General features: G+C 46.5%; 16 protein-coding genes. 15 read left to right on the top strand and 1 reads right to left on the bottom strand.

Going from position 1 to position 24,844, the window contains the following annotated elements; all coding sequences use genetic code 11:
- The first annotated feature begins 158 nt into the window (after nt 1-158).
- Complete coding sequence (locus tag NLX78_RS19570; protein ID WP_254351322.1) at nt 159-2,915, top strand: PHB depolymerase family esterase; 2,757 nt, start codon at nt 159-161, stop codon at nt 2,913-2,915.
- 139 nt (nt 2,916-3,054) lie between these two features.
- Here the strand turns inward: NLX78_RS19570 and NLX78_RS19565 are convergent, their stop codons facing one another.
- Complete coding sequence (locus tag NLX78_RS19565; RefSeq protein ID WP_254351321.1) at nt 3,055-3,972, bottom strand: hypothetical protein; 918 nt, start codon at nt 3,970-3,972, stop codon at nt 3,055-3,057.
- A gap of 445 nt (nt 3,973-4,417) precedes the next feature.
- Between NLX78_RS19565 and NLX78_RS19560 the strand changes: the two genes are divergently transcribed.
- The 14 genes from NLX78_RS19560 to NLX78_RS19495 form a co-directional block, all read left to right on the top strand.
- Entirely contained in the window at nt 4,418-6,220 is a 1,803-nt protein-coding gene (locus NLX78_RS19560; RefSeq protein WP_061831353.1) for a vWA domain-containing protein, read from the top strand.
- A 24-nt stretch (nt 6,221-6,244) separates the two neighbouring features.
- A complete protein-coding gene (locus NLX78_RS19555; RefSeq protein WP_254351320.1) occupies nt 6,245-9,634 on the top strand; it encodes a tubulin-like doman-containing protein in 3,390 nt (1,129 codons plus the stop codon).
- Nucleotides 9,635-9,637: 3 nt separating this feature from the next.
- Nucleotides 9,638-12,004: a transcription initiation factor TFIID gene (locus NLX78_RS19550; RefSeq protein WP_254351319.1), complete on the top strand. Its 2,367-nt coding sequence runs from the start codon at nt 9,638-9,640 to the stop codon at nt 12,002-12,004.
- A 45-nt stretch (nt 12,005-12,049) separates the two neighbouring features.
- Entirely contained in the window at nt 12,050-13,339 is a 1,290-nt protein-coding gene (locus NLX78_RS19545; RefSeq protein WP_254351318.1) for a vWA domain-containing protein, read from the top strand.
- An 18-nt stretch (nt 13,340-13,357) separates the two neighbouring features.
- Nucleotides 13,358-14,011, top strand: coding sequence for a beta-mannanase (locus NLX78_RS19540; RefSeq protein ID WP_254325738.1), 654 nt, complete (start codon nt 13,358-13,360; stop codon nt 14,009-14,011).
- 16 nt (nt 14,012-14,027) lie between these two features.
- Complete coding sequence (locus NLX78_RS19535) at nt 14,028-15,293, top strand: TRAFAC clade GTPase domain-containing protein (protein ID WP_254351317.1); 1,266 nt, start codon at nt 14,028-14,030, stop codon at nt 15,291-15,293.
- The gene (locus NLX78_RS19530) at nt 15,290-18,319 is read left to right on the top strand and encodes a GAP1-N2 domain-containing protein (RefSeq protein ID WP_254351316.1); all 3,030 of its coding nucleotides are present in this window, start codon (nt 15,290-15,292) and stop codon (nt 18,317-18,319) included. Before NLX78_RS19535 ends, NLX78_RS19530 begins: the two co-directional genes overlap by 4 nt.
- 218 nt (nt 18,320-18,537) lie before the next feature.
- Nucleotides 18,538-19,005 (top strand): MarR family winged helix-turn-helix transcriptional regulator, encoded by a 468-nt coding sequence (locus tag NLX78_RS19525; RefSeq protein WP_250261509.1) that lies wholly within the window; start codon nt 18,538-18,540, stop codon nt 19,003-19,005.
- Nucleotides 19,006-19,097: 92 nt separating this feature from the next.
- Nucleotides 19,098-20,480, top strand: a complete 1,383-nt coding sequence (locus NLX78_RS19520; RefSeq protein ID WP_061831361.1) for an MFS transporter — start codon at nt 19,098-19,100, stop codon at nt 20,478-20,480.
- Nucleotides 20,481-20,560: 80 nt separating this feature from the next.
- Entirely contained in the window at nt 20,561-21,130 is a 570-nt protein-coding gene (locus NLX78_RS19515) for a hypothetical protein (RefSeq protein WP_254351315.1), read from the top strand.
- 68 nt (nt 21,131-21,198) lie between these two features.
- On the top strand, nt 21,199-21,348 hold the full coding sequence (rpmG, locus tag NLX78_RS19510) for a 50S ribosomal protein L33 (RefSeq protein ID WP_007430271.1): 150 nt from the start codon (nt 21,199-21,201) through the stop codon (nt 21,346-21,348).
- Nucleotides 21,349-21,375: 27 nt separating this feature from the next.
- The gene (locus tag NLX78_RS19505) at nt 21,376-21,792 is read left to right on the top strand and encodes a hypothetical protein (RefSeq protein WP_235308234.1); all 417 of its coding nucleotides are present in this window, start codon (nt 21,376-21,378) and stop codon (nt 21,790-21,792) included.
- Between the two features lie 64 nt (nt 21,793-21,856).
- Nucleotides 21,857-22,102, top strand: coding sequence for a type B 50S ribosomal protein L31 (locus tag NLX78_RS19500; protein ID WP_013310118.1), 246 nt, complete (start codon nt 21,857-21,859; stop codon nt 22,100-22,102).
- Between the two features lie 682 nt (nt 22,103-22,784).
- Nucleotides 22,785-24,844: S-layer homology domain-containing protein (locus tag NLX78_RS19495; RefSeq protein WP_254351314.1), on the top strand; the 2,060-nt coding region annotated here is incomplete at its 3' end.

Below are 24,844 nucleotides of genomic sequence, written 5' to 3'. Positions count from 1 at the left end.
GCCTCTTTTTTTGTTTTTTATCATAGCTACTTTTTTGAGAAGAACAGAGGAGTACGTAGAGGTAATAACGAATAGTTTTATATAGTTCAATTGAATGTTAAACGGGATATAACCGCGACTACGTCTCTGAGGAAACAAAAACCTGGAGGGGGAATGTTATGAGGTTCACACATCTGGAAAAAGCAACAACTGTGCTGTCGGATCATCCGGTACGTCTGAGGTCTGCTTATGCAGTCGGTCCGGTCATGCTCCCGGAAAATTGCGGTGTGGGCAGGGAATGGTCCAATTATTTTGCCCATGAGGATTGGAATTTGGAAAAGGCTTGTGGTGAAGAAGGAATAGAGCTTTCAGCCGGAGGAAAGGCAGCGTGCCGATTACTGACCGAGCTAGACCCTCGGACTGCGGAACTGAATCTAGGTGTTTTTCCGCCTTTGGCCGAACAAGAAAGGCTTTTGCTGGTTTCAAATCTTCGTTGTACGGCTGGACAGGAAGTGATTTTCAGACCCTTTGAAGGAACGGGACAAATTTGGATAGATGGCACACTGGTATATGCGGAATCCGGTCCTTTTCGCTTGTATCTGGAGGAAGGCGATCACACGGTAGTTATCATTGCTGCGTTTATTCCTGAGGAGGCCCGCTCTATTCGTATCAGTGGAAATCAGGTATGCAACGAACCAGATGTGGCAGAACTGCATCGTGAATTTGTAGAGCGTAATATACGTTTTCATATGGCATGGCTAGAGGTTGAGAAAAGTGCTGGCAGGGAGGGTGAAGACAACCCGATCTTATTTTATTTACTGCGTAAGGATCGGATAGATCTTCCCTTAGATCAAACGTTATGGGTCGAGGTAACGAATGATGAAGGCATGAAGCTGGATCGCTTTCCAGCACATTGGGAGCAGGAGCAAAGCTATGACTGGGATGAGGAAAAGGCCAGGAATACGGGAATGCTGCACTTCACCGTTACATATCGGGATCATGAGGCTGTGGAGCATCATTTTGTGTATTCGGCACTTGTGCGGCCTTTGTCAGTCGTCGTGGAGGGCTTGCAGGAAGAGTATGACCGGTACATTCAAGCCCGCGCTATAGATATTCTTCCTTCTGCGCAGAAAATACAAATAGAGGGCCTGCTTGAGGAATTAAAAAGGTTAACGGATTTGCCGGAAGATCCTTTTGAAATCTGGGATTACCGGATTGTGCGTGAATATATCAAGCTATTAAAACAGATCTTCACTAATGGACATACCGAACAGTCACAGCCCCCATCCTTACTTCAAGAAGAACACATTTTTTTGTCTAATGACGGAATTGGGGAAGGATTTTTTGTCTCCCGCTTGGACAATAGTTTGCAACGCTATACCATTCAGCTTCCCAGAAGCTACTCGACTGACCGACAGTATCCTCTGATCGTCCTGATGCCAGGCAAGCGATATGAGCTGGGTTTGCCGGATTTTCAGAATCGAGGTTTTGGGCAAGGCTGGGAAGAGGAAGCTATATTTGTTACTTTTTCATGCCGTGGTGTAACGTTGGGCAGTTATATTGGAGAAGCTGCTTTTTTGGAGGCGCTGGATGTCATACTGCAAGCATACCGAGTGGACGAAGAGCGGATCTATCTGACGGGTTATTCGAACGGAGCATATGCTGCCTGGGCGATGGCACAGGCTTATCCTTCTCGGTTTGCGGCTATTGCGGTTATCTCTGGAGCGCCACATCCTAAGCATCTGATAAATCTGTTGAATATGCCAATATTGAATGTATGCGGAGATCAGGATTACTTATTTGCACAAGCATACACAGCCCCTGTAACAGAGCTTCTATCTGATCATTTTAGAGGTGTTGTAGAGCGGCAGTCTAATCACTGGGATACGCATGAGCTGAGACTTCTGGACGGCGTACTGGGTTGGCTTATGCAATGGAGAAGAGATGTCGTACCTCAGCGTATTGCCTATCGGACGGAACGGGGGAGACATAACCGGGCTTACTGGCTGGAACTGACGCGAATGGATGAAAATGAGGAATATGCTGAGTTGTACGGTGAAATGAGTGCCACAGGTGAGTTGGATATCGAGGCGGTTCACGCCGAAGAATTTATCATTCATCTTTCTCAAGAGGTCATGCCCTTGGAGCTGGCCCAGGTTCGTATCGGAGCCCGTATTTTCGTGTTGGACTTGCGGGAATACAGCCGCTTTCGCTTTGTTAAAACACAGTCACATAAACGCCCCTCACCTGAATACCGTTTGATTGCCGAACGGGAGGAAGAAAGCAGTGGATGCTTTACAAAAGAATCGGATGCCAAAATGAAAACGGTGGGCTCGAAAAGCGTTGGAAGAAACGTTTTGAGCCACGGTATGGGTGTGCTTGACGTTTATATGGATCGTCTTCACATTGTCCTTCCATCCAGCTATGCTACACCGGAGGAAGAGCAGGCGGTGAGACGGACGGCGAACGCCTTGGCTAGCCCACGAACAGCAACTTGGAATCCGTATATCGGTGTTCATTATCCCGTGGTGTCTTCTAATGATATTACGGAGGAAGCACTGGCTGATAGCAACGTGATTTGTATCACTTCGGGCTTGTCCAGACATGAGCTGCTTCAAAAGCACCAGGCCGATCTGCAAATTACATGTACGGAGGAAGGGTATACATTGGGCGACGACTTTACGGCAGGCGAGTATTGTCTGTCATATATTCAACCTAGCCCATGGTCTGCAACCCAGCAAATGCTTGTTGTAGCGACCAATTCACCCCGTATACTGGGTAAAAACCTATTTATGCGCAGACTAATTATGCCTGGATATTTTAATGGTCTACACCCATATTTGAATAAAGAGATTATTGTGTATGATAGCAAGGGTGTGCGTGCTCTTAACTTTACTTCCATTCGACATGCGCAGCAAAAACTGCAAGGCCAATAAAAAAGATAACAATGTTATAATAATCCATAATTAAAAAAACCGTCTGGAGGCACGTTGGCGATCCTGACGGTTTTTTGCTGCTTTATTGCAGTGGTTTGTCATGGTAATGACGTCATATATAGAAGGGCGTTAGGACAGATCAGTTTTTATACTGCTCCATCAGGTACATGATCTTTACTTCATCGGCCAAATCTCCAAAGGGTTCTAACGGATTCTCTTGAATGATATGATATAAACGCTGGACTCGTTCCTTTGGCAGTTTGCGTACATATCTGGAAATGAAAGCGGCATGGGTGACTACGTAGCGCTTTTTACGGACAGCTGCACTGGCTACGCGGACGAGAATATCTTCGCCCCCTGCCAATTCCAGAATTCGGCGTTCATAAAAGACTACGTATCGGAATGTCCGGTCCTTGATCAGCTCACGATTGAGTCTGGCAATCTCTCCGATATATCTGACCATAAGCGGCTCGAAGCTCTTGATCAGGAGGGGATCGAGCGTTAATTCCATGTCTTTGCGGAGAACGAAAGATTGCAGCAGGGCGACCTGCTGGAGCCTTATCCGATCATTGTGAATGAGTACAGCCATCTCACGCAGCATTTCATAGGAGACACGCTCACTGAGTTGCCGCAGGGCAACCGCGTTTTTATGATTAATGTTTAGTCCTTCCTGGATCTGCTCTATACGACCTCTGAACAGACGTATAAGCTGCCTACGCTGTTCATAAGGATAAATACCCTGCTGTAGAAGCACTAAGGGCAGCAGAAGAAGCGCACCGACGATACCGCACAAAAGCATTTGTTGCGGTGAGTGGCCGAAAAAGACAGTAGCGGCCAGCAATATGACACTGACAGCAAGGTCTTTACGAAAATAACGTTTGGCTCTGAGTCTGGCATATTGCTCTACAGGAACTAGTGTATCCCGACCACATGATGTGCACTTTTCTTCCCAAAGGGCGGTAAATTGCCCACAACGCTTGCAGACTCTTAGCTTTTGGAAGGCGTGCTCTGTGCGGGTAAATGGGCGAAATTGTACAGCTTGTTTGGAACTATTCATTGCGTTCACTTCTCCGGTTCAGCAGTGCTAGAAGCTCGGTGTCGATTTGTGTAATCGACGGGGCCCGTTTTTTATGTATATAGTAAATTAGTGATTTGATGGCGACAAAAAGAAACATAATCGCCAGACATCCGTATGAGATCATAGTGTACTTCCTCTTTCTACTTGGATTTTTATTTCAATATTTTACATGGGCGGGTTTCGCTACTGTCATTTTTGTCGTATAAAGGAGAAGGCTGGTGCCCGATTGCCCTTGTTGGGGTATAATTATATCATTACTGCAGGATATTGGTAAAATCACGCGGTATAACAGGCTTTTTGGTTGGATTCAGACCATTCGGGCAGTATTTTCAGCTGGCGCTCATGTAAAACTCATTATAATTTAATAGTAGGGGAGTACAACTGTAATTTAGAATGAGAATTAACTGGCAAAGGGGTACAAGCGATGTTTAGTAGAGACAGAAAATGGTTTTTGGTCATCGGAATCATATGTACAATGATCATGACCTCGATTTTGGCATGGCAGCCACAGATGGCGAATGCCGCTTCACCCTCTGCTTCTAAGGTGGATGCGGTGCTGGTCGTCGATGTAAGTAATTCGATGAACACCAGTGATCCTGGGAAAATTGGCAATGAAGCCATGAAAATGTTCATTGATATGCTGTCGACCCAAAATGACAAAGTCGGGATTGTAGCATATACGGATGTCGTACAGCGCGAGAAAGCCTTGCTTAATATTACATCCGAAGCGGATAAGCAGGAACTGAAGACGTTTATTGACGGACTGAACCGGGGGGCGTATACTGACACCTCCGTGGGTGTCAAGGAAGCGATCCGCATTTTGCAAGATGGTAAAACAGCTGGACATGCGCCTATGATCGTCATGCTGGCCGACGGTAACAACGATTTTAATAAGACGACAGGCAGAACCGAAAGCCAATCCGATCAGGATATGGCACAGGCTGTAGCTGAGGCTAAGAATAGCGGCGTTCCAATCTACACCATCGGCTTGAATGCAGATGGAAAGCTGAATAAAAACAAGCTCGCCGACATAGCGCAGCAAACGGGCGGCAAATCTTTTATTACAAGCTCAGCGGATGACCTGCCGAAGATTTTGAGTGAAATTTTCGCCAGCAATTTGAAGTTGAAAGTGGTGCCTTTGCAGTCCATTACGGCAAACGGCGACTATCAGGATGTAACGGTAACCGTACCGAACGATAGTGTGCTGGAGGCTAACATTTCGATCATGTCCTCAAAACCGGTGGATGCGAGACTGATAGACCCGTCGGGCAACACCAAGCCAATTCCTTCGAGCGATGTGCTGCTGTCCAAGTCCAAAAGCTACTCGCTGATTAAACTGCTTAAGCCTGTGGCTGGTGACTGGAAGCTCCAAGTCAAGGGAGTCCAGCAGGATCAGATTGATATTAATCTGGTGTTTAACTATGATCTGGAGCTGAAAATGGACGCACCGTCAGCCAAATCATACAAAAAAGGCGATGCAGTTCAAATTCGTTCCTACCTGACAAGCAATAGCCAGCAGCTCCAGGATCAGGAATTATATGCGAATATGAATGCTGTTCTGAAGGTCAAGGATCTGGATTCCGGTACAACGAATGAGGTGCCGTTAACCAATGCAGGGGATTCTTTTACCGGTTCCTATACGATTCCAGATGAGCATGACTACGAACTAACCGTTAGAGCAGAGGAGAAGAGCTTTTACCGTGAAACACAGCCTGTAACCATCAGTGCTAAAGCAGGGGCGACGAGCGGTACGAATACGGGCACGACGCAGCCAACAACACCTGCTGAAAAGTCCAAGCTAATGCCACTCATTCTTTTAGGGCTGGGACTGCTCGTTCTGCTGGTTGCCGCGTATTTCATCTGGAAGGCTGTCAAAAAGGCCAACCGTGGCTTTGTCGGTCAAATCGTACTGGAAATCCGGGATGAGAACACCGGCGAAAAAACGTATCCGCAATACAAGAAGCTGAACACCTTCCGGGGCAAATTTAATCTGCACCAGTTGCTGCAACTGGCACCGGAATTTGCTGGAACCGACAAGGTCGTGTTCACACCAGCCAATCAGGATCGTATTATTGTGCGCAGTACCCCCGAGATTACGATTGAAAAATCCGGACGGGCTGTAGACACAGGCAACGGTCTTGAACTCAAAAATGGTGATCGTCTGACGATCCCGTTAGCCAGTGTGGACAAAACCATTTTACTGGAGTTTATTTCAGTAAACAGCTAAACGAACCCTTAGGAGGTCATATCTATGAAACCAGTAGTTAGAGAGCATATCCAACAATTAGACGTATCACTCGGCGGAGGGATCGTAAGCGATAAGATCAGAGTTGATACAATTGATAATCCTATTTTAATTATCGGACTCGGAGGTACGGGGATTGATGCCCTTCTCCGCTTGAAATATCAAATTAACCGTAGATTCAAGCTTCCAGCAGATCCGATTTCCAAGAAAAAGAGCGATAAACCGGACAATGTGGAATTTCTCGCTTTTGAAACGAATGAACAAGATCGCAACAAAAAATACAAGGGGATTGGTTTGGACCCTATCAATGAGTTTGTATTGCTGTCCAATGCGGAAATCGGTGGATTGCTGCAAAACCGCAGCATTCTTGAGCCGTACATTACCGATTGGCTGTCTCCCGAACTAAGCATTACCGATGGTATGAATGGTGCGGCAGGGGTGCGGCAGGCAGGACGATTGCTGCTGTTCACCAAAATCAATCAGGTCGTACAAAGCATTGACAAAAAAATCAAAACCCTGTCTGAAGGCACCAACAAGAAGCTTATGGTGTTCCTGCTGTCCGGTTTGTCCGGCGGTACAGGAAGCGGTACCTTCCTCGATATTTCATATATCGTCCGAGGAATTATTGAGCGCGACTATGGCTCTGCAGGCGTAGACCGTGTAAATACATTAGGTTATCTGTTTACACCAGATATTAATTTGGCGAACAAAAGCCTGAGCGAGCATACCCGTGAATATATTAAAAAGAACGGCTATGCTGCACTAAAAGAACTGGACTATTGGATGAATGTAGATAGCCGTGGTGAACGTTTTAAGCAGCAGTACGGCAACATTTTGACCGTGAACTCGCCGCTTCCACCGTTTAATCTGTGCCACCTCATTTCGGCCACGAATACGGAAGGCAAGCTGTTGGAAAATGCTTATGATTACTGCATGAATGTCACCGCTGAGAACATCACTAACTTTATGGCGAGTGAGGAAAAACAGTCGGGCGAAGAGTTTGCCATTCATGACTATATCAGCAATATCCGTACCAACATCGCACAAATGAATAAGGCGTATCCGGCAAACTACGATTACAATATTATCGGGGCTTCCTCGGCGGTACTGCCAATGGAGGAAATGACGACATATCTGGCCTATCGAATGTTTGGCAAAATGTCCAAAATGTTCGAGCAATCGCCAAATCAAGAGGATGTAGAGAAGTTTGCCCGCAAGCTGGGCGTGGATCTGGATAGCATGATCAAAAACTTTGAATCCCGTGTACCTGAGCCACTTCCGGGCTTTGAAAACAGTGAACGGTTAAGTTATAGCAATGTCGTTAAAATGCAAGTGGTCAATATGGATACCGAGCTGGAGCAAACGTTCCTGACGCGTGCTCGTGAAGAGTATATCAAAGCGAAGAAGCAGCTTCCTGGGGAAATTACAGGACAGTTTACGGATCAAATTCGCCGGATGTTTCTCCATCCTGAGCAAGGGCCGTTTTATGTATCCCGCATGATTTATACTGAAAAAGGATTTAGCTTGCTGAAAATGCTGCTTTCATATGTTGAGACGTTGCGTGAATCACTGCACCGTATTCCAACGGACATTGAATGGGCACGTGAGCAGGCGAACGAAAAGCTGGGCGATGCCAAGAGCGCATTTGTGTCTAAGGATAAAAAGAAAAATGCGTACATTGAAGCGAAAATTAATGAATATTGGCTGCGGGCTGATGTGGAACGTACAGAGCAGCTCATTGAATTTTATGAAGACCTGTATGACTTGTTGAACAAGGAAAATAGCCGCATTTATAATGTATTTACTGAAATTTTGAACGCGCTGAGCGCAATTTTCGAGAAGAATGGCGATCTGCTGATTAACGGCGAGGAACAGTCCGATCACAAAGGTAACAAAACGTACTATTGGAATCTGGTAAGTGTACCGGATATTTCTGAAGTTGTGACCAAGCTACTGGATAACCGCAACGGTGATGATTTGATTCGTGATTTTGCCCAAGAATTGCTCGAAAATTCAGATCAATGGGTGAAGGATCAGGATATGGACATCATCAGCTCAATCTCCAATTTCTTGACTGATAAGTTCGGTGATCTCATTACCCGTTCCATGGAAGATTTCCTCGTCATGAAATACGGGCAAGATGAAGCCATTGAAAAATTTGTGGAGCGCTACATTGCGAGCAAACTAGATGAGGAAGCTGTACCTGTGTTTCATCTGAGCAATAGCTCTGGCAACTTGTACTTCCCGTCATGGGGATTCGTTTCAGTACCTGTACAGTCACCTAGTATCCTGAAAGGCGTTCGCAATTATCAAAATAATGCAATTGGCAAATCACACTTTACTATTAAAGAGAGTGAAGTTCGTAACCGGATTTTCTGGCTCAATACGCGTAATGGTGTTCCTCTGTTTGTATATACGCCGCTCAAAGTGTATGAAGAAAGCTATGAAAAAACGATTCTTGACCGCGAAGGTATTGGCCGCCATCTGGTACAAACAGGTCAGAACAACTGGACTAATCTGCCGTCGCCGATTCCTGAAAAGTCATGGGGCGAAACTTACGTCAATTCGCGTGTGCAAGCTTACAATGCCCGCATTCGTAATGACTTTGACCGTGCCAAGTCACTTGGCGTGATTCGGGAAAAGGATGTCGATCAAAATACGAGCAGCCGCTTCACTGTAATCCGTTCACATGCGCTAGATCTGAATGCGATGCTGGCAGGCTATGATATGCGCTTGCAGGAATCCAAGCCGAATTTGGGTGAGGTGAAAAGAGCATGGTCTGAGTTGAAACGTCTGCTGGCTGAAGGGCTGGAGCAGGCCGGAAGCAAGGACATCTTTGGCAGCATCAATGAAGAGATGGCGAAGGAAAACCTGATCCGTTCACCAGAGTTAACACAGGTGGTTCGTGAAGAACTGGCGAAATATACACAAATTGAAGCGAAAGCAGCTGAACTGGAAGCTTTGCTGGGCAAATATCAGGATGAAGAAAAATGGCTGGATCAGTTCATTCAGGCACTCTATACGGACACGATTACGAAAAAAGGTGCTTTGTACGTCTATGATCGTGACGAAGAGGAAGAGGCTTGGGAGCCGTTTGCCAATGTCATGAAGAGCCGTAATTATGTGGAGTTTGAAGTGTTTACAAACTTCCGTGGTTTGGAAGAAAAGAAATTTGCAGCTCTAATGCGTAAGGCCGATCGCCGTGATGCTGTATTGACTTCATCTGAGGATATTACACCACTGCTGTCGAAGCTGGATGAACTGGCTGCAACTTACACAGAGGCCCGCAATCAATTGGAATATGAAAAGGTGGAGCTGGCTAACGGAGCAGAACTATATGCATTTTATGCTCAAATGGCTGGAAAATTAAACGACATCCGCAGAAAGTTGAAATAAAGTATGAGAGAGCAGCTGTTACGTTATGCGGCTGACTATGCAGCCGCAGAGGACCAATTAATCGGAAGCGGAGATGGACGCAGCAGCATCCATTTCCCGTCCGTGTTTCTTTTTATCGGTGATCGCATGAACCCGGTGATGAACACCATTGCAGATATCAACCGGACCAAGTGGGATAACAGCACGGGAGTAACGTATATTCAGATCCGCTCGCAGGAAGAACATACAGCTGTAGATCGTTCGGTGGATGCTATTGTGCATACGATAGCGGTACCGGAGGAAAGTGGCCACCAAACGATACGCCGTGACTTGCACCAGGCTTTTTATACACATGAATCGCAGCTAATTGAGCTTAACACTGCGTTGCGCCGGGCTAGTGGACATCTGGCAGATTACGGTCGGTTGTATTCTTCGTTCGAGCGTGTCCATTTGTCGATCTTGACGACAGCGGATGACCCCATGAACGTATTAATCCCTGAAATTACGCTGTTGGCGGAGTATATTTTTGCACAGTCTTTTAAATCGGTACAAATGGATCTGTATGTGTTGGTGAATGAAAGCGATCAGGCTGTCCAATTCGGCTACAGTAGTGCAACGTCCGTTGCTTTCATGCGGGAGCTGGACTATATCCAGAGTCCAGAGTATACGTTTACGGCACCGCTTCATATGACCGAGGACAAATTGACCATTCCAGTAACCCATGCTCCATCACCGTTGTTCGACCTCGTCTATGTGCTGTCCGACAAGAACGAACGCGGCGTAACGGTGCCCAATAGCCTGCGAGAAAGCTGTGACATCATTTGCCATATTCAGCTTCTTAAAAATCGCTATCAGGCAGGAGATTCCTATCGGTCACAGGATGGGGGGTACAACAATACATCGTTTAAAAACAACATCATGACGGAATCCGGGCGGCAGGGTTATGTGTCGGCTGGATTTTCCCGAGTAAACCGTCCTAACCAGTCAATCGCACTTACGGTGCTGTATCACTTTTATGTGAAGCTGTTAGAGCGTATGAGAACAGAGCAGGAGTGGGACATACGCGATAAGCTGAATTATTTTGGGTTAGATGCTGCTGAGCGCGGTCGCACGCGAAATGATCTCGTTCCTGGTAATGAAGCGATCACGGATATGAGCGCACTGATGACCAGCGGAGCCAGCTACGGCTCGTTGAAGCGAATGACATTACGTGAGGCGGAGGAAGCCTTGTTTGGTCAGGGCTGCGAAGCCTTTTTCCGCGATAACTGTGAACGGATTGTGCACAAACGGTTGGGAGATTTTCAGGCGGAATCAGGTCTACAGTCGGCTGTGAATGCAGCTGCCAAGGAATATCCTGAAATCGGCTTATTCGAGTTGACAGACTGGACGGATGAAAATAAAACAGGGAATGTGCTTACAGCCATTCGTGGACTGATTCGGGATACATCCAATGACTTGCAGATTAGTGCCGCTGAACTGGACACCCTGTATAGCGGGCGAGTGGAGGACCAACCTTTTCAACGATTGCCACTCATGGATAAGCACAATGTGCGCAGCTTGATTCGTTACCTGACCGAGACGGTTTACGGGCACAAACTGCACATGCTGCGAATCCAAGCCGATTTGGAGCTGCTTCGCCGCTATGAACTGGCACTAGAAAAATGGCATGCACAAGCGAAGCATATTACAGTACAGCTTTCCAGCCTGGAGCGTGAACTGCATCAAGCTGCAACGGACAGTATCCGGCAGGCCGATAGTTACACAGGTCAAAACCTGTTCGAGTATTACGAGCGTGTGACGGAGGATGTCATGCGTGAGCTGGAAAGCAAGCGGGGAAAATCTATATTCTTTGATACCCGGCATATGGGGCCTGTATCCGGATTGCTGGACGGGGGCCTGTCTGCATTGGTGGATCGACTCACGCAGACCTGTCGCACCTTGATTCTCAGTTCACAGCCGTTTAATCAGACCTTCGAAGAAGAATTATTGCGGCGTGCCAATGTAGCTGCTGCATATGAAAATCGGCTGGTCGTTCCGAAGGATGAGCTGTTTAAAAAACTGTATCAAACGTTAGAGGAACATGGCGGAATTAACATACGTTTGCTCGACTATACCCATGAGCATCGGTATGAAGAAAAGTACTTCTTTGGTGACTACGAAGGCGAATTTCTTCCTTATGCGATGGAGGTGGACATTACTTCGCGTATTTACAAGCTGGGTTTTGTACATGAGCGTCGCAGTAGCGGGGTGGAAAAGCTGCATTTGATGGGCGGCTTCCATCTGGAGGATCTGATGGTTTACCGCAACGGCAAAACGTATTATGAGACATATACTGCGAATGGTTTCGTGTTTCACGGAATCGACGTGGACCGGTTGCCGGAATTGCGGTAACCACATATTCATCCTACTTTATGATGGAAGGAAGCAACGATTCTTATGAAGCAGCGTAAATTTAACGTTCTCCTATTGCTGTTCGGCTTGCTGGGCGCTGTAGTAGGCTTCATCTTGGGAGAGCTTATTCTTCACAAATTGATAGGGCACTGGCCGCATATCGTCGTGATCGGGCTGTATTTTGGCATCATGGCCCTGTGCATTGGCCTAGGTTGTCTGATCGGCGAACTAATTTCGCCACAGTTAAATGGACACTCATGGCGGCAGCGCTACTCCGGGTTATCCTGGAAGTTACTGGTGCCTGCAACGCTGGTGATGTTGTTCGTGGCAGGTCTGCTATTGGAGTTGGGCTATCAGGTTAACCCTGAAGGGCGCAAGAGCGTACAGGACCTCGTGCTAGTGATTGATAATTCCGGGAGTATGCAGCAAACAGATCCTGATAATGAACGCCTAACGGCTGCCAAGAGTCTGATTGGCCAAATGGATGGAGACAAGCGGGTAGCCATTGTTTCATTTGATTCTACTGCGCAGTTGGTTCAGCCGTTTACTCCCATTCGCACAGATGCAGAGAAGCAAGCAGTTTATTCCAAAATTGATAGTATGCAGACTATAATGTCAGGCGGTACAGAGATCGGACTTGCTTTGGATGAGACGATCAAGGAGATTGAAACCCAAGGCAATGCAGAAAAAGGTTCTCTCGTTATTATGCTCTCTGACGGCTTTAGCGAGCTGGATACCCAGACAGCATTGGCTCCTTATATTGCCCGCCAGATTCCGATTAATACGATCGGGCTGAAGCTGGCAGAGTCGGATGGTATAGCCTTATTGCAAAATATTGCTGACCTGACAGGCGGAACTTATTCTAATGTAGCCAATGCCCAAGGACTTACTCAGGCGTTCGGTAAAATATATAACAAAATCGGTGATCGCACACTGGTAACGGAGCGGACAGGTGAGTATGCCGACAGTCTGTATTTTGCCATTTATCGCGTAACGGCTCTGGTCATTATCGGCGCTCTATTGGGATTAGCTCTTGGGCTGATGTTTGATAACCGTTTTCTCGCGCGGAATTTTGCGATTGGAGGAGTCCCGGCAGGCTTGCTCGCTGGCTTTATTTTGGAAAAGGGATTATCTGGCTCACCTATAGGCGACTTGATGATTCGTTTGGTGGCAGCGCTCGTACTGGCGGCCCTTATTGCTGTCTTTTCGCTTGTTCTGCCAATTGCGGAAAATACTCGCCGATCTTCCGGTGGAGGAAGTCAGGGTACGCCGTCAGGACGCCGGAGAGGGGCACCGGAAGCCCCGACGCGCAATCGACGCAGCAGTGGATTTTAGAACAGGAGGCTGGAACTTATGCAGTATAGGGAAGCACAGCCCGGTGATCCTGTTATTTCGGAGCTGAGCCACAAAATTGACGACAACCGGGTTGTGTTACGCTGGCAGTGGCCTGAGGGCGCAGCCGTGGTATATATTGCGAAACAATCAGCCGATGCAGGTGTGAATGGGCAAAATGAGGGTGAAGTTTTACCGCCTTTTTCAAGCCTAAAACTTTTTACACGCGAGGAGTATAAGGCTGCTGGCAGCTATCGTGACCGAATTGAAGGCATTGGACGCGTACGGTATACCGTGTATCCGGCTGTTCGGGAGGATGGAGACACTTACGTGATCCGTCAGCAAGACGGAGCCAACCAACTGGAGTTGAGTACGGGGAGGGCTAAAATCAGATATGCGGTTCACCATAAAAAAAGCTGGTTTCGCAGCCGCAAAACCGTCCAGATTCAGGTGACAGCCGAAGTTCCAGTCCCGCAGGAGGCGCTTTGCTACGTGAAGAAGCGCGGGGGCTATCCCGCAGACCGGGACGATGGAACCTTGTATCCATTCACGGCACCCTTTGCCGCGGGACGGAATGTTTTACCCGCTGTTGAAGTGGGGGGAGATGAATATGTGCGGCTGTTTTTTACAGACGGCCAGAAATATGGCACGGTATATGAATTAGTTCCTGAATGAAAGGAGGCCGCAACCGATGAGTTTTCTTAGTAATTTATTCAGAAGAAAGCCACAGGCAGCGCCAAGGCCGTTATTTTATGATATTGTGTGCCCTTATTGCTTTAGTAAATTCTCCCCGGAGGACGTGGTATTCCGTGCTTCTCATCACCGTGAAGATGACGAGGACTACGCTTTAGGTGAAGATGAGCTGTTGAACAAATATCGGGAGCGTTTTGGCTTGGACAGTGTGCATGATATGGAGGCGATTTTGCATCCCCATGATGTTCCTGAGGAACATCGATTGTATTCTGATCATGTACTAACAGGACTGACAGACCGTTATGGCGAGCTGACGCGTCATCGACTGTGCCCACACTGTCATAACGAGCTGCCCGTGACCGCGGGTAAGGTGCCTAGCAATATCATTTCGATTATTGGAGCTTCGCAGGCGGGGAAATCTGTTTATATGACCTCCCTGATTCACACGCTGCAGCATGTTACGGCCGATCATTTTGACGCGGCTTGCATGCCGCTCAATGCAGAGATCAGCCGAAAGTTCCGCACCATGTATGAGGAACCCCTATTTGAACGAGGCGATCTGCTTACATCGACACAAAAAGAAAAGATGCAGGAGCCTTTTATCTTCCAGTTTGTATTTAAGGATGAGGAAAAGCCGCCACTGACGCTGGTATTTTTTGATGTCGCCGGTGAGGGAATGGTAGATCAGGACTATCTGGGACTGCATGGACAGCATATTAAGAATTCAGCAGGTATTCTCTTTATGGTCGATCCACTGCAAATCCGCTCTATTCGGGAGCGCATTAAGATTAACCTTGGCGATAAGCCGGGTGAATGGGTCTCGCAATATGATGAACCGCGTGATGTCGTACTTACGATGTTCGGTGATTTTATTGCTTATCAGGAAAAAGGGAAAACGGACATTCCGACCGCTGTCGTCCTGACCAAAAGTGATATGCTTACTGCATTGGCAGATGAAGAAGGCACATACATCAAGAGGAATAGCAATATTTTTAATCCGATGGAGCATCGCAAATATATGGATTTGGATGAGTTCGCGAACATTGATGGCGAAGTTCGACGCTTCATCGAAAAGGTGGATAAGCCGTTCAAGGGCACGATGGATGTATATTTTACGGATACGGCCTATTTCGCGGTTTCCGCGCTGGGTAGCAATCCGGTGGAGCAAAAGCTGCAAGGGTTGGTTAGTCCGATCCGTGTGGATGAGCCATTCATTTGGCTGCTTTATAAGTTGAAGTACATTGAGGGGAGAGAATCACAGTGAGTTATTCTACCTCTCATTTGATACAACAGCAGATGTACACACGGGAACGGCGTGGAATTTTCCGTTCTACGGAAGGCTTCGATACAGTGGCTAATTCCAAAGGATTGGATGCTTCTTTTATTAAAAAGGTGCTGCATCCCTTATGTGTATATGATGCGCCTGCTGCTTTGACGGCGCGTGGCGAGAAGCAGGAAAGCGTCTATCCGGAAGCCATACATCTGGTACGAACGGAGTCCGGGGATGTAGTGCTTGGCCGTAGTATTTATAAGGCTGCGGATTTTACTGGGCTGCGGAGCGCCTTTTTCACGCACAACTATGTGATCCCAGCCGGACATGGTGAATCTCCGTCTGATTATAAGCAGTGGCTGAACACATCATTTGTTGATACCTATGATATTGAGCAGGGAACGGATTTACCGGAATTGGAGCGTCTACCGGGTGGAAGTGTATTTCCGGCTGTTGACCCGTCTACAGTGCTGGCTCAATTGCAGCTGAGCGAAGAAGTGTTCAAACAACTTTTATACGCAGTCATGATGTCCGCAGCGGGTCGCAAAAAGGTATATGTAGCGCTGAATGTTCCTGTAGAAGCGGTCGGATCTTCAGCCAAGCAGCTGCTGGGTGTGCTGTATGCGGCACTGCCTTATGCATTTCGTAACAGACTCGGATTTCTTACATATGCACAGGAACCGAACAGCAGAAAAGGCATTCACTTGATGTTCGTTGAGCCTTTTAGTTTGCGTCCCGGTGATCGGAATGTGGAAAAGGACTTTGTATTTGACCTGTCTAACCATAGTCGAATACTTAATGTGGATGCAGAGCAGGTGAGACAGCCGTATTTTGACTGGATTGTCCGTACGTTGCTGAATGGTGAGACGCCGGATGATTTCTTCAAATTTGCCGAGCAAATGCTGACAGGTATGGAGGCAGGGCGTGATTTGACGCCATCCAGCTATCATGAGCTCATTACGTTGTACAGAATTGAGCAGGGAGAGCGGGCATTATACAACGAACAACGAATCGCTGTATTACGAAGCTTGACTGATTATTTATCGCCACCCGATTCGCTGCCACGTAAAATGAGGCTGAATGATCTGTTTCTATCGTTTTTTGATCATGAATTTGATCGGGTGAAGGATGGATATATTCCAGATGTAGGTCTAGTCGATAGTTTCAAGGACTATTATAAAGTTCATGCACGCAGCAGCGAAAATCGGTTGGTGGAATATTTAATCCGTTCGCTAAACAATGCTTATACTGCCAGAAATACGGAAGCAGTCACGTATATTTACCATACGATTGAGGAGAATCCGTCATTAGGCAAGGCATATTTTACGAAAGTGCTGGGTAATCCGGCGCTTACAAAAATGCTGTTCATTCCCTACATGGACAGTCAGATGAAAAGAACACCGGATGCCAAGGGGCTGCTGGCCGTTGTGCATGAATGGGGCAGTCGGTATATCGAAGTGTCGGCGAATGCCGATTTTCAGCTTTTGGCAGAATCTGCACTGATGGGAAGACTGCGTGCCGAAAGAAAACCAGTAGAGGCTGTGGCTGCCATTCACCAACGCTTGCGTCAATGGGACAGCAGCTCTGCTGTAGGCAAACTGTCCCCGCTGGAGCAATCTGGATTGACAGAGCGCCTGCAGGAAGCGTCGGATCGGTATTTACTTACCGAAGTAGAGCTAAAAGAAATATCACCCGATCAGGTCGTACAGATTCCATTTTTTACACGTCCCGATTTGGTGCAGTGGGTTGGAAAGCTGCCTGCTCCCCTCAAGGGACAAGCAGTGCGATTGATTGCGGCTTACGATTGGTTTAATACGGAGGAACCGGAACCGTCGGTGCTGGACGGCCTGGAGCCTGGCGAAGTAGAAAAGGTACAGGATTGGGCTTATAGCTGGCTGCCCCAGCAGCTTGCGGAAGGCCATTTTGCCCGTCTGTTGCCTGCATTCTATCGTTCTGACGGGCCGGGAGAAGGAATATTGGACTTCGCTCGTCTGGTCAGTTCGATCCGCAAATGGGCGAAGGATAACGATACGATGTACCGCTTTATCCGATGGTCGGAAGAACACCCCGAGTTTGCCACGCCACGTGGCGGTTTCGAACCGTCGTATCGACGTGCGCTACTTCTATTCTTCCAAAAGGAAGGACGAGAGGGACTGCATAAAAAAACGCTGTGGCGTCAATATTTTGAACCTGCAAAGCCTGCTTTTAAAAATTTCTATTTGGCAGCAAAGCGGGAGACGGACACGCCGTTGGTCAAAACACTTCGTCGTTTTCGTAAAGGTGGGGTGATTTCCGGGATCGTGCTGATTGTCATTGCAGGTACGCTCGGCGGCCTGAAAGCAACCGGGGTGATCGGATCTGGTGACACACCTGCGCCTGTTGCTGCTCCGAAGCCTGTACAACAGCCTGTAGAGCCTACAGTGCCCGTAAAAGAGGAGCCTACGGCGATAGTGACACATGTGCCTAATACCAAGTCCACTACGAAAATGGTCAAGCTGTTGTTTGCGTTTCAGACATCGACAGAGCAGGCAGAATTTAAGCCGAAGAAGCTCGTCATTGTCGGGGCGGACCAACAGGAGCACTTATACGAAAATTTTACGCTTGCTGAACAGAACGACAAGGAAGCTGCCAGTAATGCGAACAATGACCCATCCGGTGACGTAATTACTGGGAGCGCCACTACAAAAAGTACGTCAGCAGATGGACAATCCACGGACAGTGGTTCCACAGCTCGTGGTAGTACATCCAGTGGAACAAGCGGCGATCAGTCTGGAGCAGTGACAGGCAACACGGACGGAGGCTCGACTTCGGAGATTTCTACTGAGGGTAGTGGTAGAGCAGCCGATAAAACCATAGGCAGCACGTCCGGTGATGGTACAGAGACAAAGGAGTACGATCTGAAGAAGTATCCTTATCGTACGCTGTTGACCATTTGGCAAAGGCTGGAGCTGAACGATGCTAGCACGGTTACCGTTGATGGAGAAGAATACCCGCTGGTTCAAGTGAAGAGTGCAGACTAAGCAACTATAAAACAGAAATAAAGTAAAAGACGGGCTTCCTTCAAGGGCTCGTCTTTTGCTATACATAAATTTTCATATAGGATGACTTCGTAATTTGAAATTCACCTTATCTAGTAAAACATCATTTTACGAAAGTATTGACACCAAGTAGGCAGCTGATTAAAATTAGTTTGAATTCAAACTATTAAATTTAGATGGATATGGAGGTTCGTAGTGAGATGGGAAGTGAGGTGTATCCCGTTTGTCTTCCTTGGGAGGAAGAGAGCACGATGTATTTAATTAAATGGATTTTCACTACCGTCCGGCGTGAAATTGAAACGGCACTGCGCCCTTTGGGACTCACCTCCCCACAATCGCAGACGCTCTATATACTGGCGGTGTCGCCTGGAGTCACCAATACGGATTTGGAAAGGCTATTGCTTATTGATAAATCAAGCGTTACCAGCCTGGTTAACGGGATCGTTAAGAAAAACTGGGCAATACGCAAAAGTCACCCGGAAGATGCACGAATGAAGCAAATCTATTTGACTGAGGAAGGCTTAGAGATTCACAAAGTAGCTGAACGTACTATTGAGGCAATTAAAAGCTCGGTAGGTGAAACATTATCTGTAGGAGAATCGGAGACGCTACGCTGTCTGCTTAAAAAAATTCTCCGCGACTACCACCCTGCGGACACCCGCGTTTGAGCGGATATATAGAGAATTTGCCCGGGTAGGGGTATCAAAAACAGTGAAATATGATCTTAGATAAGAGGTTTACAGGAGAGGGAGACAACCAAATGATAAATGAACAAACTTATCCCAATGCGGATAAGCTTATGCGAGTGCTAGCTTTCACACTTGTTTTTTCAGTGATGAACGCTTTTATGTTTAATGTCGTTATGCCTGTGATTCGAGAGGAGTTTCATATTAGTGCTTCCGATGTAAGTTGGTTGCTGACTGGCTATATGATCGTGTATGCAGTTGGCTCGGTGACCTACGGCAAATTGGCAGATAAATATCGTCTTAAGGATTTGCTGACGTTTGGGATTATCTTTTTTGCACTGGGTTCGCTTATTGGACTGTTGGCCAATCAATTTTGGATGCTCATTGTAGCTCGTTTGCTTCAGGCTGCAGGGGCTGCTGTTATTCCGGCAACTGCTATGATCGTCCCAGTCCGTTATTTCTCGGCTGAAAAAAGGGGACGTGCTTTGGGCGTCACAGCAATCGGCTTGGCGTTAGGTACTGCACTGGCTCCGATTATTTCCGGTTTGATCACAGGCTTTGCAAGCTGGCGTTTTTTGTTCGTCATTTCCATGCTGCCACTGATCGCATTGCCGTTCTTCCGCAAATATTTGGACGATCAGCGTGGAGAAGATCAGAAGTTCGATTTTCTGGGCGGATTATTGCTGGGTGGAACAGTAGCCTTCTTATTACTTTCGATTTCGCAAACCAATATGATGTTTTTTCTGGTAGGTGTGGTGTTATTCGCACTGTTTATATGGCGCATTAACACTGCGCATGATCCATTCATCCAGCCGAAGCTGTTCCGTAACAAGCAATATTCATACGGGCTCCTTATCGCTTTTTTAGGGACGGGGATTAGCTTTGGATTGCCGTACTTGGCACCGCAGTTTCTGAACAGTCTCAATCAGCTCACGCCGGCAATAATTGGACTGGTTATGTTTCCGGCTGCTATTGCTTCGGCTCTATTGGGTAAAAGAGGAGGGCGTTTGGCGGATAGCAAAGGAAATTCGTTTCTCGTCTATACAGCTGTATCGCTTTTGTTTATCTGTTTTATCAGCTTGTCTACATTTGTGGGTGCCTCTCCGTATCTGATTTTATTTTTGCTTATTTTCGGAAACGTAGGTCAGACCTTTATGCAAATTGCCATGTCCAACACGATTTCTCGTACCTTGTCGAAAGACCAGATTGGTGTTGGAATGGGGCTGCTATCTCTGCTGAATTTCATTGCCGGGGCGATCACGACAAGTATTTTGGGCAAAACGCTGGATAGTTCGTCGTCCTTTCATTTGAATCCTGTCGTATCTAATGTGCAGGTATTCAATTTTAGCAATATTTTTACGGTGCTTGCACTGATTGCGCTTGTGACGATGGGACTTTATGCGTTGCAATTCCGAAGGGGTTCACGCCGTAATACGCCTGCTGTTGAGCAAGGATAAACATTTGATGTAAACTCATGCCAAAACAAGGGTATAATATAGAAGGAAAAGTTCATCTATGGAAGGACGGAGTGTCCGGCATGACAAGAAACCTTCAATATGTACCCTATGGTTATGAGCCTCCGATCGAGACGCATAAAGGGACCATGGTCTACTATGATACGTTCGAGCAGATTACAGCCAGAGAGCTGGAGCTTTTTGCCGAAACGGGGGCTGCATTATCTTTTACAAAGCTGGTGTTGTATCCGCTACATGAAGAAACCGTCAGAAGAATGTGGAAGCAGCCAGTACGTTCGTATTACAAGCGGGTGGACGAGCTGGGAGAGTGGCAGCGGGAGCAAGCTTTGAGTGCTGTTGTGATTGAGAATTGGGAAGGTAAGCGTAAAAAGTATACGCCCATTGAAGCAGCCATCCGTTTTTTGACGGAAAAGTATACGACCCCACTTTTTTTGTACATGAGTCCTGAAACTGCAAATTTCTGCGCTTCTTATGCATCATTTGGAGAATGGATTAGAAATGTCAGATTGGTGCTTTCGAGCGAACCCCAGGAACTTCATCCTAAGCTTGCACAGTATCGTAATCGATGGAACACGGTCGAAGAAGCGACAAACCGTGACTCTAAGGTTGACAAAGCGGAGCATGAATTATAGAATAGAACTAATCGTAAAAATTACTATTGTAATTGTATACCATGTATTCCAATTAAGGAGGAAGAGAAATGCGCGTAATTGTTACCTTGGCATGCACCGAATCCGGTGATCGCAACTATACAACAACCAAGAACAAAAGAAATCATCCGGAGCGTCTTGAAATGAAAAAATACTCTCCGCGTCTGAAAAAGTACACGATCCATCGTGAAACTAGATAATTTGAGGTTTGCTGCATAGCAACCTGAATGATTCTGCTTCCTGAGCGAAGCCTGTTAAGTTTGCAAAAGCCTGCGTTATGGAACCGGCGAAAACTTGAATTAGTCCAGTGGACAGAGCGTCCAAAGTTAAAGCTTGCACCTAAGAAAACGGCTTTTTTTCAAGGCTGTATGATAGATGCCGAGCTACATGGTACGCTTTGCCTTTTGAATCGAAAGCACGTGGCTACCGAGTTCTCCTGTGCTGGTGTCAGCATTTGGGACGAGCCGGAGGACCATTCACTATATGCTTATATAACGATGAAGGCTGACGAAAGATCCGGAGCGTTCGTGCAATGGGCGATGCGTATATGCGGCATCGTTTGCTTGTCGTTTACGAGCTTGAGCGCAACCGTTATGATCTGTCGTCTTTTTTTCTGGGACATAACCGTTCCTTTTGCCAACTGATGGAGTATTGCGCCAGTACGTTTGATTTTGAAACTAAAACTACATGAAAGATTAGGTGAAACTAATGAAAAAAGATATTCATCCAACATTGAACAAAGTTATCTTTTTGGACCCTAGCTGTGGATTTACTTTCCTGAGTGCTTCCACTAAATATTCGCAAGAAACGATGGAATGGGAAGATGGCAACACATACCCAGTTATCCGTGTAGATACTAGCTCCGCTTCCCACCCGTTCTTCACTGGTAAACAAAGAAACGTGGATATCGGTGGCCGTGTGGATCGCTTTAACAAAAAATATAACCTTAAGTAAGACTCGTCGAGAGCTAGGTTTACGGATTATGCCAATAATTCGTAAACCTAGCTTTTTTATTTTTTACGGATAGTTACATCCGAAACAACGCGAATAACAAATGTATTTTCAAGTCTCGAATTTAACACTCTTCTGGAACAGTCCGTGAAGCTGCTGCTTTTTAATGCTAAATGAAGCTGAACAATAGTCGACGAGGGCTATGATGAAAAAAAGATACAATATAACGTTTTAAGATATTCAGCAGCGGCATTGCTAATCTTGGCAAACTAATCATTTTAAAACGTAATTCTATACTTCGCATAGGCTATCTTAATTTAAAAATAATCGCAGGTATCTAGCCTGCGATTATTTTTTTTTTTAGCACAAGAGTCGCGATTAAGGGAGGGTTCCGATAAATCATTTGCGGAAATAAGTTATTTGGAGGATATAGTTAGAGACTTGATACAACTAGGCATCATTATAGATAAGCTTTTGTTCAGAATTGGTTCAGTGGTTTCATGTATATTGATTGAAAACGACATAAATCACTTATTTTCGACAAATATATGAATAAAAGATTAATATAAACACATTTTTATCGGTAAATACAGTGAATAAGCTTTATTATCTTTGAATTATGTAGAAACATTTCGAAGATCGAATAGGGTCGTTTTACTCAAAAGTAAATTAGGAGGTAGAACCATTGAAAGTTTATTCACTTAAGTGGGCAGCCGCTCTTGTTGCTCTTCAGGCGGCGTTTGGTACTTCTGCTTACGCTGCAACGCCTACCAATAATTTGTTTTCAGATACATCCTATGTGACGAGTGATAAAATGGCGGCCATCCAAGAAGCTGTACGCCAAGGGCTTTTATCTGGAGATCCTCATGGAACTTTTCGCCCTGCAGTAACATTAACTCGTCAGGAACTCGCAGTATTATTGGTCAGAGCTTTAAAATTGGACCCTATTTCGAGTTCTTCTACTTTTAAAGATGTGCAAAGTAAACAATTTGCTGCCCCATATATAGAAGCCGCACAAAAAGCCGGGTTTCTATCCGGGGATGGATTAGGAAACTTTCGTCCGAACGATCCTGTTACCCGTGAAGAGCTGGCAGCTGTGTTTGTTCGTGCAGTCGGAGGGGTTAATGCAGAGGGCGGATCAAGCATTTTACCCAAAGATCAGTCCTTGGTAAGCCAATGGGCGGCTGGATCGGTAGATACAGCACTTCGCCTGGGTTTAATTGACATTCATGACAGCAAGCTCAATCCCACCGGTGAAGTAAAAAGGGAGGATATTGCTCCTTTCCTGCTGGATATTTTCAAATCTCAAGAGCAAACAGCTACGATCAATAGCATTGATGGGGACATTGTAACAATCGATAATGTTCCTTATTTAATAGAGGGGAATTTGAAAGAGTTAATCGGAAACTCCAATAAAGATGCGCTAAAAGGAGCTAAATTAAAGTTTAATTCGCGCAATCGTAATGTGGACGGGCTGCAACAATTAGAAATCGTGCAAAAAGATGTTGTGTTAAACACCAATGGTCTACCGGAAAGCAGCCTGCTTCGAATTTTAGGTGATGGTGTTCAGATTAAAGGGGATATCAAAGGAGTAATCGAGCTTAATGACGGTGTTTCTAATATCCAGCTGAATGGAAACGTAAACCATCTTAATGTGAATTCCGGCAATGGTATTTCTATTAAAGGAACCGGAACAATCGGGGAGCTTCAAGTAGCCAACGCAAACGCTAAAGTGACCTTGAACCCGAATTTTAAAGTTGAAACGATTAAGCTGCCTAAAGATGCATCCGTTTCACAAGTTATCCAAAATTACAGCGAAGTACAAAAGCAGATTGGACAAATTCAGTCCGCTGACGGAACGGTTCAAGAACCGACTACAGTTACGTCGAGCAGCGTGACATTTTCCTCTGGAGGTGGAACTTCAACAAAATCAGTGACTAACCATGCGCCAGGCGTTACTAACGGGTTTACTGATATTAAGTTAAATGCAGCAGATGAGCCTAAAGAGATTAATTTGGTAAATAGTTTTGCTGATGCTGATGGAGACACACTGACCTACACAGCAAAATCTTCAGCAACGAACGTAGCGACGGTATCGGTGAATGGAAGTCAGCTGACTCTCACGCCGATGAACGCCGGAACAGCCACGATCACGGTTACGGCGAACGACGGCAAGGGCGGGACCATAAACATCCAGTTCAACGTAACGGTTACGCTGGTGATCCCGGAAGCCGTGAACCATGCGCCGACGGTGGAAACGTCGATCAGCAATGTGACAACAGGAGCCGCGGATGGAGTTAAAACGGTGAGCCTTGCGAGTGTGTTTGCAGATGAAGACAGCGACGCGCTGACATACACGGCAATCTCGACAGATACGGGCGTGGCAACAGCAGCAGTAAACGGAAGCGATCTGAAAATTACACCAGTGAACGCGGGTACAGCCACGATTACGGTAACGGCAGATGACGGCAAGGGCGGCACGGTGGATACGCAGTTCAACGTGACGATCACGCCGGTGATCCCGGAAGCCGTGAACCATGCGCCGACGGTGGAAACGTCGATCAGCAATGTAACGACAGGGGCCGCGGATGGAGTTAAGACGGTGAGCCTTGCGAGTGTGTTTGCAGATGAAGACAGCGACGCGCTGATGTACACGGCAACCTCGACGGATACGGGCGTGGCAACAGCAGCAGTAAACGGAAGCGATCTGAAAATTACACCAGTGAACGCGGGTACAGCCACGAT

Origin of the sequence: Paenibacillus sp. Lou8.1, from assembly GCF_024213565.1 — a bacterium.
Lineage (GTDB): Bacteria > Bacillota > Bacilli > Paenibacillales > Paenibacillaceae > Paenibacillus > Paenibacillus polymyxa_B.
The sequence above is the reverse complement of the archived record's forward strand: the minus strand, read 5'-3'. Positions and strand labels throughout refer to the sequence as shown.

What these genes read in the sequence shown, in the direction of transcription:
- NLX78_RS19565 (WP_254351321.1), bottom strand. Translation starts at nt 3,972, where the DNA reads ATGAATAGTTCCAAACAAGCTGTACAATTTCGCCCATTTACCCGCACA.
- NLX78_RS19520 (WP_061831361.1), top strand. Translation starts at nt 19,098, where the DNA reads ATGATAAATGAACAAACTTATCCCAATGCGGATAAGCTTATGCGAGTG.
- NLX78_RS19525 (WP_250261509.1), top strand. Translation starts at nt 18,538, where the DNA reads ATGGGAAGTGAGGTGTATCCCGTTTGTCTTCCTTGGGAGGAAGAGAGC.
- NLX78_RS19535 (WP_254351317.1), top strand. Translation starts at nt 14,028, where the DNA reads ATGAGTTTTCTTAGTAATTTATTCAGAAGAAAGCCACAGGCAGCGCCA.
- NLX78_RS19570 (WP_254351322.1), top strand. Translation starts at nt 159, where the DNA reads ATGAGGTTCACACATCTGGAAAAAGCAACAACTGTGCTGTCGGATCAT.
- NLX78_RS19500 (WP_013310118.1), top strand. Translation starts at nt 21,857, where the DNA reads ATGAAAAAAGATATTCATCCAACATTGAACAAAGTTATCTTTTTGGAC.
- rpmG (WP_007430271.1), top strand. Translation starts at nt 21,199, where the DNA reads ATGCGCGTAATTGTTACCTTGGCATGCACCGAATCCGGTGATCGCAAC.
- NLX78_RS19560 (WP_061831353.1), top strand. Translation starts at nt 4,418, where the DNA reads ATGTTTAGTAGAGACAGAAAATGGTTTTTGGTCATCGGAATCATATGT.
- NLX78_RS19540 (WP_254325738.1), top strand. Translation starts at nt 13,358, where the DNA reads ATGCAGTATAGGGAAGCACAGCCCGGTGATCCTGTTATTTCGGAGCTG.
- NLX78_RS19515 (WP_254351315.1), top strand. Translation starts at nt 20,561, where the DNA reads ATGACAAGAAACCTTCAATATGTACCCTATGGTTATGAGCCTCCGATC.
- NLX78_RS19555 (WP_254351320.1), top strand. Translation starts at nt 6,245, where the DNA reads ATGAAACCAGTAGTTAGAGAGCATATCCAACAATTAGACGTATCACTC.
- NLX78_RS19505 (WP_235308234.1), top strand. Translation starts at nt 21,376, where the DNA reads ATGATTCTGCTTCCTGAGCGAAGCCTGTTAAGTTTGCAAAAGCCTGCG.
- NLX78_RS19550 (WP_254351319.1), top strand. Translation starts at nt 9,638, where the DNA reads ATGAGAGAGCAGCTGTTACGTTATGCGGCTGACTATGCAGCCGCAGAG.
- NLX78_RS19545 (WP_254351318.1), top strand. Translation starts at nt 12,050, where the DNA reads ATGAAGCAGCGTAAATTTAACGTTCTCCTATTGCTGTTCGGCTTGCTG.